General features: G+C 65.4%; 13 protein-coding genes. 7 read left to right on the top strand and 6 right to left on the bottom strand.

Annotated elements, in window-relative coordinates:
* Nucleotides 1-53: 53 nt before the first annotated feature.
* Entirely contained in the window at nucleotides 54-1,124 is a 1,071-nt protein-coding gene (locus tag F8O08_RS00855; protein ID WP_158042326.1) for an aldo/keto reductase, read from the bottom strand.
* Nucleotides 1,125-1,364: 240 nt separating this feature from the next.
* On the opposite strand from F8O08_RS00855, the gene F8O08_RS00850 reads away from it, so the two are divergent.
* The 5 genes from F8O08_RS00850 to F8O08_RS00830 all read left to right on the top strand — a co-directional run bounded on the left by F8O08_RS00850 (nucleotide 1,365) and on the right by F8O08_RS00830 (nucleotide 6,350).
* Entirely contained in the window at nucleotides 1,365-2,393 is a 1,029-nt protein-coding gene (locus F8O08_RS00850) for a methionine ABC transporter ATP-binding protein (RefSeq protein WP_158038545.1), read from the top strand.
* A complete protein-coding gene (locus tag F8O08_RS00845) occupies nucleotides 2,383-3,048 on the top strand; it encodes a methionine ABC transporter permease (protein ID WP_158038546.1) in 666 nt (221 codons plus the stop codon). The genes F8O08_RS00850 and F8O08_RS00845 overlap by 11 nt, the downstream gene beginning before the upstream one ends.
* Nucleotides 3,049-3,118: 70 nt before the next feature.
* Complete coding sequence (locus F8O08_RS00840) at nucleotides 3,119-4,003, top strand: MetQ/NlpA family ABC transporter substrate-binding protein (protein WP_158042325.1); 885 nt, start codon at nucleotides 3,119-3,121, stop codon at nucleotides 4,001-4,003.
* Between the two features lie 50 nt (nucleotides 4,004-4,053).
* A complete protein-coding gene (locus F8O08_RS00835) occupies nucleotides 4,054-5,349 on the top strand; it encodes an LLM class flavin-dependent oxidoreductase (RefSeq protein WP_158038548.1) in 1,296 nt (431 codons plus the stop codon).
* The gene (locus F8O08_RS00830) at nucleotides 5,349-6,350 is read left to right on the top strand and encodes an LLM class flavin-dependent oxidoreductase (protein WP_158042324.1); all 1,002 of its coding nucleotides are present in this window, start codon (nucleotides 5,349-5,351) and stop codon (nucleotides 6,348-6,350) included. The genes F8O08_RS00835 and F8O08_RS00830 overlap by 1 nt, the downstream gene beginning before the upstream one ends.
* A gap of 58 nt (nucleotides 6,351-6,408) precedes the next feature.
* Here F8O08_RS00830 and F8O08_RS00825 read toward each other — a convergent pair whose 3' ends face one another.
* On the bottom strand, nucleotides 6,409-7,635 hold the full coding sequence (locus tag F8O08_RS00825) for a monooxygenase (RefSeq protein WP_158042323.1): 1,227 nt from the start codon (nucleotides 7,633-7,635) through the stop codon (nucleotides 6,409-6,411).
* Nucleotides 7,636-7,757: 122 nt separating this feature from the next.
* Here F8O08_RS00825 and F8O08_RS00820 point away from each other — a divergent pair, with 122 nt between their 5' ends.
* The gene (locus tag F8O08_RS00820) at nucleotides 7,758-8,330 is read left to right on the top strand and encodes a hypothetical protein (RefSeq protein WP_158038551.1); all 573 of its coding nucleotides are present in this window, start codon (nucleotides 7,758-7,760) and stop codon (nucleotides 8,328-8,330) included.
* Nucleotides 8,327-8,818, top strand: a complete 492-nt coding sequence (locus tag F8O08_RS00815) for a flavin reductase family protein (RefSeq protein ID WP_158038552.1) — start codon at nucleotides 8,327-8,329, stop codon at nucleotides 8,816-8,818. Before F8O08_RS00820 ends, F8O08_RS00815 begins: the two co-directional genes overlap by 4 nt.
* 43 nt (nucleotides 8,819-8,861) lie before the next feature.
* Here F8O08_RS00815 and F8O08_RS00810 read toward each other — a convergent pair whose 3' ends face one another.
* From F8O08_RS00810 to F8O08_RS00795, 4 genes are all read right to left on the bottom strand, one after another.
* Nucleotides 8,862-9,707 carry a transglutaminase family protein gene (locus F8O08_RS00810; RefSeq protein WP_158038553.1) on the bottom strand — a complete coding sequence of 282 codons (846 nt, stop codon included), beginning with the start codon at nucleotides 9,705-9,707 and terminating at the stop codon, nucleotides 8,862-8,864.
* Nucleotides 9,704-10,633: an alpha-E domain-containing protein gene (locus F8O08_RS00805; protein WP_158038554.1), complete on the bottom strand. Its 930-nt coding sequence runs from the start codon at nucleotides 10,631-10,633 to the stop codon at nucleotides 9,704-9,706. The genes F8O08_RS00810 and F8O08_RS00805 overlap by 4 nt, the downstream gene beginning before the upstream one ends.
* Nucleotides 10,614-12,323, bottom strand: a complete 1,710-nt coding sequence (locus tag F8O08_RS00800) for a circularly permuted type 2 ATP-grasp protein (RefSeq protein WP_158038555.1) — start codon at nucleotides 12,321-12,323, stop codon at nucleotides 10,614-10,616. The genes F8O08_RS00805 and F8O08_RS00800 overlap by 20 nt, the downstream gene beginning before the upstream one ends.
* Nucleotides 12,324-12,509: 186 nt before the next feature.
* Nucleotides 12,510-12,971 carry an Hsp20/alpha crystallin family protein gene (locus F8O08_RS00795; protein ID WP_158038556.1) on the bottom strand — a complete coding sequence of 154 codons (462 nt, stop codon included), beginning with the start codon at nucleotides 12,969-12,971 and terminating at the stop codon, nucleotides 12,510-12,512.

Genomic DNA, 12,971 nt, shown 5'->3' with positions numbered 1-12,971 from the left:
TGTTCCTCTCTGCGGCACGCGCCGCAGCCAGTGCTGTGTGCAGGGCGGCATCGTCACAGATCGGACGACTGCGCCCAGATGTTGACACCGGCGTCAGCAGCCGTGATCTCATCGATCTCGGCCAGTTCCGCCTCGGTAAAGCCTGTGTTGTGCACAGCCTGGAGGTTCTCTGCGAGCTGCTGCACCGTCGAGGCTCCCAGCAGCACAGACGTCACCCGATCGTTGTGCAGCAGCCAGGCGATCGCCAGTTGAGCGAGTGTCTGCCCACGTCTCGTGGCAACGTCGGCGAGCCTCTGCAGCCGTTCCAGGTTCTCTGCTGTGAGATCGGCGTCCGACAGCGTCGTTCGGCCACCGGAGGCATGCACCTGCCCTTGCTGCAGACAGCGGTTGGTGAGCAGCCCCTGAGCAAGCGGAGTGAAGGCGATGGCTCCGAGCCCGCTGCGACCGAGTACGTCGAGCAGGCCATGCTCCACCCAGCGGTTCAGCAGAGAATAGGCCGGCTGGTGAATCACCAATGGCGTGTGCAGCTCGCGCGCCACCGCGATCGCTCGCTCGGTCCGCTCTGCCGAATAGGAGGAGATGCCGACATAAAGCGCCTTGCCCTGTCGCACAGCGGCGTCGAGAGCGCCGATCGTCTCCTCGATCGGCGTCGAGGAGTCGACGCGATGCGAGTAGAAGACATCGACATAGTCGGTCTGCAGACGCACCAGAGACTCGTCCAGGCTGGCCCGAAGGTACTTTGCCGACCCGAAGTCGCCATAGGGCCCCGGCCACTGCGGCCACCCGGCCTTCGTCGAGACGATCAGCTCGTTGCGATACGGGCGGAAGTCCGTGCGCAGCACCCGACCGAAGTTCTCTTCGGCCGCACCATGCGGCGGACCGTAGTTGTTGGCCAGGTCGAAGTGGGTGATGCCCTGGTCGAACGCGAACCGCAGCACCTCTCGCTGCAGGTCAAACGGGCGGTTGTCGCCGAAGTTCCACCAGAGCCCCAACGAGATCGGAGGCAGCAGCAGACCGGAATCGCCGACCCGACGATAGCCGAGATGCGTGTAGCGATCCGGAGCTGCGACGTAGGGCTGGTGCACATCGGGCACCGTCTGATCGAAGAAGAGGTCATCAGGCAACTGTGGTCTTCCTTCCAGAGAGACGTCGACGCCGACGTCACGCCGCCGCCGTTCCCCCTATTGATACTGACTCGCTGGCCCGACCGGTGGGCGGATGACGAAACATGTCGGGCCCCTATGACATTTTTCGAGGCGCGCGTCTACGCTCACTCCAGACCCGGCACCGCCGCGGCCTTGTCTGCGAACTCGCCCCGAGCGACGACACCGCAAGCACCCTTCAGATGAAGAACAGGAGAGACTATGCCGCGCATCATCCGTGTCGACCAGGTCAGCAAGACCTTTCGGACGAAGGAGGGCGAGGTGCTCGCGCTGAACGACGTCTCTCTTGACATACCGGAAGGTGCGTTCTTCGGGATCGTGGGAACTTCGGGAGCAGGGAAGAGCACGCTGCTGCGAATGCTGAATCTTCTGGACTCCCCGACCTCGGGCACTATATTGTTTCGCGACAGGCCCCTTCGCGACCTCGATTCTGGAGCGCTTCGCGACTACTCGCTCAAAGTCTCGACGGTCTTTCAGAGCTTCAATCTCTTTCACGGACGCACAGTGCTCGAGAACATCGCATTTCCGCTCACCGTGCGCAAAGTGCCTCGAACCGAGCGGCTTCGTCGGGCGAGAGAGCTCATCGAGCTCGTCGGCCTCGACGGCAAAGAGAAGGCCTATCCGTCTCAGCTCTCCGGCGGCCAGAAACAGCGAGTCGGCATCGCCCGCGCGCTGATCAGCGACCCCGAAGTACTGCTCTGCGATGAGGCCACGAGCGCTCTCGACTCTGCGACGACGGCGGTGATCCTCGACCTGCTGCAGGATCTGAAGCGCAGACTCGGATTCACCGTGGTGCTCATCACACATTCCTGGGATGTCGTGCGCTACGCCTGTGACTCCGTTGCCCTGATGCAGCACGGACGTCTGATCGAGGCAGGGCGCGTTCGAGACCTGCTGGAAGACCCCGCGTCACAGCTCGGCCCGATGCTGCTGCCTGCCGACGGGGAGGAGACCGCGAACGGCGGCGCAGATGACACGAGTGACGCCGACCTCGATCTCGTGTTCGCATCCGGCTCGCAGCAGAGCCGAGTGCTCTCTCGACTGGCACGGGAGTTTCTGGTCGACGTCGAGCTGCGATCAGGTCGCATCGAGCACATCGGGGGCGCAACCTACTCGCGTTTTCTGGTTCGGTTCACGTCGCAGGACGACAGCCGCGTGCCGTTGGAGAGCATTCGACAGACGCTGACCGAAGCCGGCGTCGAGATCAGAGAGAACGCACATGTTCGTTGACTGGAGCACCTACCTGCCAGAGTACTGGGCTGCGATCGGCGAGACCTTGTTCATGGTCGCCATCGCGGGCGGCCTCACTCTCGTGCTCGGACTCTCAATCGGCACCCTGTTGCACATCAGCGCACCAGGGTCGCTCACGCCTCATCCGGTGCTCTACCACGCGCTGTCGACGATCGTGAACCTCGGGAGATCCATCCCGTTTCTGATCCTGATCGTTCTGCTGATCCCGCTGACTCGCATTCTGGTCGGCACCTCGGTGGGTGTCTTCGCAGCCATCGTCCCGCTCACCATCGGGTTCACCCCGTTCTTCTCGCGTCTCGTGGAGTCTGCCCTGCGCGAAGTCGATGAGGGGCGCATCGAAGCCGCCAAGACGATCGGCCTGACGAAGTGGCAGATCATCACTCGCGTGCTGTTGCCCGAGTCGTTCTCAGGGTTGCTCTCGGCGGCGACCATCGTTCTCGTCGGCACGGTCGACGGCACCGCAGTCGCTGGTGCCGTCGGCGCCGGAGGCATCGGAGACTTCGCACTGCTCTATGGGTATCAGAGGTTCTATCCGGAGCTGATGCTGCTCGCCGTGCTGGCCATGGTGATCATGGTGCAGGCCATACAGCTCACCGGAGACATCTGGATCCGACTGCGTCGGCACAAGCGCTGAGCACACGCTCGCCCTGACCCACCAGACCGGCCTTCAATCGATACCCGCCCTCAATCAGAAAAGGAACCCCATGTCAGTTCATCCCATCCGCAGAGTTCTGAGCACCGTGACGATCGCCGCAGTGGCCGCCCTGGCCCTGGGCGGCTGCGCAGGCAGCTCCTCAACGCCCGCAGACGGGTCGAAAGTCGACAGTTCGCCGCTGAAGATCTACGCCACAGCCGTTCCCCAGGGTGACGTCCTGAAGCAGGTGCAGAAGCTTGCTGACGAAGACGGCAGTGGGCTGAAACTCGAGGTCACGACCAGCGCCACAGAGTCGGTCGATCCGAACGCTCAGCTTGTCGGCGGCGACTTCGACGCGAACTTCTACCAGCATCAGCCGTATTTCAACTCATGGGTCGCTAAGCATCCGGACACCGACCTCGTCAACAAGGCGACGGTCTTGGTCAACGTCTTCGGGTTGTATTCCGAGAAGCACTCCGACGCCTCAGACCTGCCTGATGGGGCCACCGTTCTCGTACCCAACGAACAGACCAACCTGCCGCGAGCGCTCTTCCTGCTGCAGGATCTCGGGCTGCTGAAGCTCAACGTCGCGAGCGCAGACGGCTCAGCCGCTGCTCTGGGCGTGAGCGAGCAGTCAATCGTCGACAACCCGAAGCACCTGAATCTCGTGGCCACCGCTTCAGTGCAGCGAGCGAAGTCACTCCCCGATGTCGACGCCTCATTCGTGAACGGTGACATCGCGCTCAGCAACGGCATCAACCCCAATGACGCGCTCAAGCTGGAGTCGGCAGACGACAACCCCTATGCGAACGTCTTGACGACCACGGCCGGCAAGGCTGACGACCCTCGGATCAAGCTGCTCACCGAGTACCTCACCGGTGATGAGATTGCCACCTTCATCAAAGACACCTACCAGGGCTTCGTACAGCCGTCACAGAAGGTGCTCGGCAACTGACCAGCTCATTCGGCGGCAACGGCAACGGCAACGGCAGAAAGGCGCAGGTCATGTCAGCACAACGTGACGGTCATGTGATTCTGAATGTGAACGTGCTCGGGGTCGGCCAGCAGCCTGCGGCCTGGCAGTTCGACGATCACGGACCGACAGGACTCTTCGAGGCACCGTACTGGGTGGAGATCGCCCAGCTTGCAGAACGCGGCCGGCTCGACGCGCTGTTTCTCGCCGATGCTCCACGGCTCGAAGACGACCCCGCACTGCGCCCGGCAGGCAATCTTGATCCCACTGTCATCGAAGCGGTCGTCAGTCAGCACACCGAGGCGCTGGGCCTCATCGCGACGGCCACGACGACGTACAACGATCCGGTCGAATGGGCGCGTCGCACTCTGAGTCTCGACACCGTCTCCAACGGCCGTTTCGCCTGGAACGTCGTCACCACCATCGGTGACGCGGCCGGCGCGAACTTCGGAACGGGCCCGCTTCCGGATCGTCATGAGCGATACGCACGTGCTTCCGAGTTCGTCGGTCTGGTCAAGGCGCTCTGGCGCAGCGCGTCCGGTGGCCCACGTGTCACGCACCACGGCGCTCACTTCGACTACGAAGGCAGTCTGGACGCGCCGCCGTCGCCTCAGCGACAGCCACTCATCGTCCAGGCCGGCGGCTCTCCTGACGGCCGACGACTCGCAGCCGGTGTGGCCGACTTCGTCTTCTCGGCAGAGATGGACCATGAGGCCGGCAGACAGCATTACCAGCAGGTCAAGGATCTCGCGCAGGACGCAGGCCGGGAGCGCGATGCGATTCGCATCCTTCCCGGTCTGTCTCTCATACTCGGTTCGACCGAGCATGAGGCGATCGAACTCTATGACGATCTCGAGCGACGCGGTCCGCACGGCTACGGGCTGCGCAGAATCTCCGGATTCCTCGGGCCAGAGGTCTTCGACCTGCCGCTCGATCGTCCGATCCCCGCCAGCCTGCTCGACGCCGCTCCACCGGCCGACTTTCGGGCGTCGCTGGGCTTCCGCGAGTCCTTCATCCGCTTCGCCCGAGAGAGCGGCGGCACGCTGCGCGACGTTCTGCGAGGCTCCGGCGGCTACGGCCATCGGATTCTGATCGGCACCCCGGAGCAGGCAGCCGACACGATCGAGCACTGGTACTCGACCTCGGCGGCCGACGGCTTCAACCTGATGCCAGGCGTTTTCCCCCGCGACCTGCAGATCATCGTCGACGAGGTCGTGCCGTTGCTTCGACGTCGGGGTCTGTTCCGAACCGAGTACGAAGACTCGACTCTGCGCGGGCGCGTCTTCGGCCGACCGTTCGTCGAACCTCGCCCTCTGACAGGAGACTGATGACCACACCGAACAATCGTCTTGCACTTGCGCTCCCGGTGGTCTGGAACAGCCCCTCGGCTGCCGAAGCGCTCTGGTCCTCGATCGAAGACGCCCCCGTCGACTTCGTCGTGCTCGGGCTTCCGGGCACACAGCCGGTGCGCCGTGTTCTCGATCCGAGCATCGCCGCTGCTGCTCTGCAGAGCCGCCACCCGCGTCTGCGTCTGCTCGTCGCCCTGTCAGCGGAACGCGAGCACCCGTACAACATCGCTCGACGCATCGGCTCGCTCGACTCGGTCTCGAACGGTCGCATCGGCTGGCTGGCGATTGATCGAGATGCAGAGAGAACCGCCGGCGGCAGCGTCTGGGCCCATGCCGAGCCGGGCTCAGAGCTGACCGCCGACGCCGTCGCCGCTGCCATCGCCCTGTGGCACACCTGGCCCCGCGCCGCCATCGTGGCAGATCGTACACGTGGAGTCTTCATCGAATCGGAGCAGATCCGCTTCGCCGACCACGACGGACTCTTTCGCTCACGAGGCCCGCTGAACGTCCCGTCTTCGACACAGGGGCATCCGGTCGTCGCAACAGTCGACCATGCCGCCCCGGGAACCGACCTCGTCATCCGGCTCCCCAACACGAACGATGCGCCACGACCGGCCGGAATCGCCGCGGGTGCAGCTCCGCAGGTGTGGCAGACGGTCGAGGTGCCGCATCCGGCCGACGATCAGCAGCTGTTCGCCCGCCGGCTGGACAACGCCCGCGACGTGCAGGCCGGCGGGGCGTCTGTCCTGGTCTCGCTGCCTGCCGAGACAGATCTCGCGGTTGTGACCGCCGTGATCAGTGCGCTCGCAGGTGCGCAGCCGAGTCGAGAGCGGGGGCCAGAGCCGGAGTCGCTGAGAGAACGACTCGGGCTTGCCGTCGGAGGCGCCCTCACCGACCTCGGGAAGAGCGCCTACGCGCCAGCCGGGCTGTCTTCACACACCGAGAAGAACGGGCCCGAGCAGCGCAGCCACATCTTCTGAACCGTGGCAGAGGGCGCAGAACCATCAGCGGGAATATGCAGCGCCCTCGATGCGGTGGCTACTGTTCGCGACGCCGGTCTTCGGCACGAGCCCCGAAGTCGACGCCGAATGCCAGGCGGTCACCGACCATGCGCTGTTTGAACGCCACAGGATTGTGCGACGATATCGTGCGCGCGTTGCGCCAGAGCTGGTCGATGCGGGCCCAGTGACGAGTCTCTCGCACGCCAGGGACGACGCCGATCAGGCTGTTCAGAGCCGACAGCGTAGCCGGGACGATGTTGAGCTGCGCACGGAAGGTCTGCAGCTCTGCCTCGCCCAGCAGCGATGCGACACTCTCGCGGCCGCCTTCCTCTGCGGTCGCGGCGATCAGTGCGTCGTCACCGCGCTGCAGAATCTCACCGGCCGCGCGAAGCGCGGTCTCTGCCCGCAGCACCTCTGCCGAGATGCTGCCGAGCGCCGCAGTGTCGACCTCTTCGACGTCGCCGACCGCGGCCGCACGTTCTCGCACGAGCGTGACGGCCAGGTGCTCAGCGGCACGAGCGATGCCGGTCAGAATGGCGAGCAGCACCACCTGCTGCCAGCCCCGTGAGCCCTCATGGTTGTCTGAGAAGCCGGCGACGTCGGCCGGCGCGACCTCGACGTCGGTGAAGATCGTCGTTCCGCTGCTGGTCAGCTGCTGGCCGAAGCCGTCCCAGTCGTCGAGCAGCTCCACGCCGGCGCGGCGCGCCGGGATCGAGGCGATCACGAACTCGCCGTCGGCATCGACTGCCCCGACCTCGAGCCAGTCGGCGAGCAGAGACCCGGTGCTGTAGAACTTGCGCCCGTTGAGCCGCAGCACGCCCTCGGCGTCTGGGGCGATCGTCGTCGTGAACACGCCGATGGTCACATCCGCAGACTCCGTCCAGGCCCCACCGATGACGTCTCCCTGTGCGATGCGCCGCAGCCATTCGTCTCGGTGAGCCGACTGGGGCGCCGTGCGAAAGCGCTCGACGGCCAGAATGTGCGTGCGCCAAGACTGGGCGATGTTGGAATCGGCCTGGGCGACGGCCGCGATCAGCTCGAGCAGCTGCGGCACGGTGATGTCGTCTCCGCCGTCGTCTCGACCGAGACGCACCTTGCCGAAGCCCTCGGCTTTGAGTGCACGATACGCGGAGTACGGCAGCTCATGATCCTGCTCACGCTGAAGTGCGCTGCTCTCCAGAGCCTGCAGTGTCGGGCGGAATCGGGCTACGAGGTCTGCTGTCGACACAGTCGTGGTGTCGTTCTGCGCGGGTCTGGAAGTCATGATGTCTTTATTCTCGCCAATATCTCAGCGACGCTCCCACCGGCGGCGGAACATTCCGCAACAATCACCTGTCGACCCAGTCAGTCTCGTATCTTCGGCTCTGAGCCATTCAAGGAGGATCCATGACTGTGACCACGTCACCACTCCGGTCGCTGACGGCGATCGCCAGACGAAAGCCCGAGGTCGACGCCGTTCGTGACGCCGCTGCAGCCGTCGTTCCGGCACAGCCGCACAGCGTCGACGATCACGCAGACGACCCGGTTCACCTGCTCACCGACGCCGTGGCGCTTCTCGGCATCGCCTCTGCCGCACACATCGAAGCGATCGATCAGGTGATCGCACGTCGTCGCAGCTATTGGCAGGGCAACGCCGAAGTCACCGCCGACGACCCCCAGATCCAGGCAATCATCGGCGAGCTCGACACGGTGGTCGCCGAGACTCGGTCGTTGGTCGGCGCCGCCCTCGACTCGCAGAACGACCTCGACATTCGCCGAGCCTGGCTGAGCGCAGCTGAGACCGCCACGTTCGTGAGCACCCGATTCTTCGACGAGCTCGGAGCGTCGGCGACGCAACGCGGCAAGAACCTCGAGTGGTACTGGCAGGCTGCGCAGGAGCTCGGCTCGGCATCCACCCTGTCACGAGTACGCACCGATCTCGGTCGGCTGCTCGTCCAAGAGAGCCGTGCGAGAGCATGAGCACCACAGCTGCACTCGATCCGACCACGCTCCGTACGCTCTTCGGGGCCTTCCCCAGCGGTATCGTGCTGCTCGGCGTCGACCGAGGCGACGAACGGCACGGTCTGGTGGCCTCGTCGTTCACCGTCGGGGTCTCTCTCAAGCCACCGCTCGTCTCGGTCGCCGTGCAGGCAGACTCGCAGACATGGCCGTACCTCCGCGCCGCTCATCACATCGGCATCTCATACCTCGGCGAGCAGCACAGCGAACGTCTGCGTCAGCTGGCCGGATCAGATCGAGCCCATCGATTCGACGGCATCGCGACCACCTCGACCGAGGCTGGGGCGCTGCTGCTCACCGATGCTCCGGTCGCGCTCGAATGCTCGCTGCACAGCGAGGTCGAGGCAGGCGATCACAATGTCGCCTTCCTCGAGGTGCTCTCGGCCTGGCAGACGCCCGAGCACACGCCGCTTCTGTGGCACCGGTCTCAGTCGCGCTCTCTGCTCTGAGCTGCTGCCCGTATCCTCAGCGACAGGCTCTGCACGGCGCCGCTCACGCCTCTCGGGTGATGTGCACTGAGACGAACAGGTGCGATGCGCCCTCGCCCGAGTAGACGCCGCGCAGCGGAGGCACGTCGCCGTAATCGCGTCCGCGCCCCACCTGCACATGCCGGTCGGTGATCTCGGTGTGGTTGGTCGGGTCGTAGCCGTGCCAGTCGCCGTCCCACCACTCCAGCCACGCGTGCGACTCGCCGGCGACCTCGTCGCCGATGGCGGCATCCGGTCGCGGATGCAGATAACCGGAGACATACCGAGCCGGGATGCCCACAGCGCGCAGTGCGCCCAACGCGATGTGCGCGATGTCCTGGCAGACTCCCTTGCGTTTGTCCCAAGCCTGAGCCGCGCTCGTGGTCACGGCCGTCACACCCTGCACATACTCGATCGAGTCGCCGACCGCGCTGAGGATGCTGGCTGCGGCCTCAGCGGGAGTCTTGGTCTGCTCGACGGCTCCCCTGGCCAGCCGGGTCACCTCTGCCGGCGGTCGGGTGCGACCGGTCTGCTGCAGCTGCTCGCTGAGCGCGATCGTGTCGTTGCGGTGATCGGCAAGCTGCTCCCAAGTGGCCCCACCCGGCCCGTCGGAGTGCGGTCTCACCTCGACCAGACTGGTTGCGACCAGGGTCAGCTCGTCGTGGGGGCCCAGCACGTCGAAGCTCGACACCTTGGTGCCGAAATAGTCGACGTAGCCGAACTGCGACGTGGCCTGCGAGACGGTCAGGTCGGAGCTGATCACCAGCTGCGACCTGCCGCTCGCCGGCAGCATGCGGGCCTCGTTGTACGAGGCGACGGCCGGGCCGTCATAGGTGTAGCCGGTGCGATGTTCGATGCGCAGACGCTTCATACGTTCTCTCCGATCCAGGTCGGATCCGGGTTGACTGGGAAGAACCGGTCGCGAATGCCCTCGGCCGCCTCTTGCACAGCAGCCTGCACCGTGGCCATGTACCGCGGCAGATCCTCCTGCAGGGCCTCTACGGGCGCGTACTCCAGCTGACTGCGCACTCGCCCAAGCACGCGCAGGGAGTCGACGCCGACCGAGACTCGGGACTGCATCGGGTCGAGCCCGCGCAGGCAGTCGACCGCGCGGTTGAGCGAGTACGTCATCGACCGGGGAAACAGCAGATCGAGCAGCAGGAACTCGATCGCGTGACGACTGCTGGCCCGCCCGCGATAGGTGTGCTGGAACGCCTCGAACCCGCCACACGAGCGCAGGATGGTCGACCAAGACGGCCCGCTGGCCTCCGTCAGCGAGCGGGTCGCGAGCAGGCGCGCCGTCATATCGACGTGTTCGAGGCAGCGTCCCAGCGTGATCAGTCGCCAGGCGTCATCACGGCTGATGTTCGAGTCGATGATGCCGAAGACCAGCGCCGCACGTTCGCGCACCAGTCTGAAGTACTCGTGCGACCGCTCCTGCTGCACCTGCCGGGGCAGGCGTTTGACCGTCATGTTCAGCGCTTCCCAGAGCTCGCTCGGCAGCACGTCACGTGCACCACGGGCGTTCTCTCGCGCCGCCCACAGCGACGTCGCGATCGACGAGGGCTGCGTACGATCCGTGCCGAGCAGCCGCAGCACGTCGGCGCGGCAGAGGCGACTGAACGTCTTGGGGGCGCTGCCCATCACTCCGAGCAGCGCCTCGCACGCGTTCGACTCCTCGACCCAGGGGTCTTCGAGCAGCAGCTGCAGGTGCACGTCGAGCAGACGTGCGGTGCCGTCGGACCGTTCGACGTACCGGCCGATCCAGAACAGGCTCTCAGCGATTCGCGACAGCATGACGCACCTCCCCGTGTTTGCGCGCATCCCGGCTCTGCTGCTGCTCCTGCTCCTGCTGGCGGCGCAGATCCGGCGCGTTGCGCGGGCCCTGGTCGGGCCCGATCAGGCTGCCGGTGCCGCCGGATGCGACCGCACCGCCGAGCTTCAGCAGATCGTTGGCCGGGGCGTCGATCTGGTCGTCGTGCACGAGTTCGTCGGCGAGCGACGATCGGGCGGGTGCTCCGAGCACCCAGGTGTCTTTCGACCCGCCGCCCTGAGACGAGTTCACCACGAGCTGTCCCTCAGGCAGCGCGACGCGAGTCAGCCCGCCGGGCAGCACCCAGACGTCCTCGCCGTCGTTGACGGCGAACGGGCGCAGGTCGACGTGCCGAGGGCGGATGCCGTCTTCGACCACGCTGGGAATCGTCGACAGCATCACCACCGGCTGCGCGATCCACCCGCGAGGATCTTTCTTCAGGCGCCGGCGCAGCTGATCGAGCTCGTCACGGCTCGCCTGGGGGCCGAGCACAATGCCTTTGCCGCCCGACCCGTCGACCGGCTTCACGACGAGTTCGTCCAGCCGATCGAGCACCTCTTCGAGCTGCACCGGGTCTTCGAGACGCCACGTCGGCACGTTGGGGATGATCGGCTCTTCGTGCAGGTAGTAGCGAATGAGATCGGGGACGTAGGTGTACATCAGTTTGTCGTCGGCCACGCCGTTGCCGACGGCGTTGGCGATCGTGACGTGCCCCAAGCGAGCCGCCAGCATGATCCCCGGCGAGCCGAGCAGCGAGTCGGCCCGAAAGTTCAGCGGGTCGATGAACTCGTCGTCCGTGCGCCGATAGATCACGTCGACGCGCTCCGGGCCGCCGGTGGTGCGCATGTACACGCGACCGCCGGTGCAGAACAGGTCACGACCCTCGACCAGCTCGACGCCCATGCGTCGCGCCAGCAGGGTGTGCTCGTAATATGCCGAGTTGTGCATGCCCGGGGTCAGCACGACCACAGTGGGATCCTCCACGTCAGCGGGTGCCGCAGCGCGAAGGGCCGCGAGCAGGCGAGAGGGATACTCCGTGACGGGCCGCACCGTCTGGGTTCCGAAGAGCTCGGGCAGCGACTGTGCCATCACGCTGCGGTTCGACATCACGTAGCTGACCCCGCTGGGCACACGCACATTGTCTTCGAGCACGCGCAGCGTGCCTGCGGCATCACGGATCAGGTCGATGCCGGCGACCTGGATGCGCACCCCGTTGGCCGGCCGGATGCCAGCCGCCTGCCGATGAAAGTGTTTCGACGATGCCACGATGTGCGAGGGGATGACCTGATCCCGAATGGCGTTCTGCGGCCCGTAGACGTCGTCGAGCAGCGCCTCGAGTGCACGCACGCGCTGAGCGATGCCGGCCTCGACATGCCGCCACTCGGCGTCTTCGATGATGCGCGGAATCGGGTCGATCGGAAAAGGACGCTCCTCACCGGCGAAGTCGAAAGTGACGCCTTGAGTGAGGTACGAGTTCGCGAGCGCATCGATGCGTGCGCTCAGCTCTCGACGCGGCATGCCTTCGAGCACGCTGAGCACTCGATCGTACCCGTCACGCACCTGCACGCTGGTTCCCGGCGTGCCCGGCAGCACCGAGAACATCTCGTCCCAAGCGTCAGATCCGAACGGATGCCGTGCCGCAGCTGTGTGATACCCGGCGAACAGATCGCTCATCTGTCTCCCCTCCTGCAGAGCCGAACGGCTGAGACGAGGGGATCGGATGTCGTCGGTTCTGCGAACACTGAGCAGTCTCTCAGTCTCAGGTGTCGGGAATGTTACACGCGCAGTGCCTTCGCTGGGTCTGTCGCAGAGAGAGACTGGCGGGCCACGGTCGCAGAAGACCGCAGCCCGCCAGGCCGATCACTCCTGCTTCGGGGCCTCGACAGGGGCCTTCGCCGCATTACCGGCGGCCGTCGCCGACCCGGGTTCATCGGCCGAAGTCGAGACCTGGATCTTCCGTGGCTTCGCCTTCTCACTCACCGGAATCGTCAGCGTGAGCACCCCGTTGCTGTAGTCGGCTGTGATGTGCTCGACGTCGAGTCCGTCGCCGAGAGTCAGCTGCCGCAGATAGGTGCCAGCGGGGCGCTCCTGCGCGATCCACTGCACCTCCCCGCTGCGGTGTGCCTTGCGCTCGGCTCGAATCGACAGCTGCTGACCGTCGAGGTCGATGTCGATTGAATCGGGCTCTACGCCCGGAATGTCTGCCAACAGCACATAGTGGTCACCCTTGCGATACAGGTCGATCGGCATGCCTTTGGGGCCTCGCTGTGCGCTCGACACCAGACGATCAATCTCGCGGAACGGGTCGAAAACCATGGCCAT

It is taken from the genome of Pseudoclavibacter sp. CFCC 13611 (assembly GCF_008831225.1).
Classification (GTDB): domain Bacteria; phylum Actinomycetota; class Actinomycetes; order Actinomycetales; family Microbacteriaceae; genus Pseudoclavibacter_A.
The sequence above is the reverse complement of the archived record's forward strand: the minus strand, read 5'-3'. Positions and strand labels throughout refer to the sequence as shown.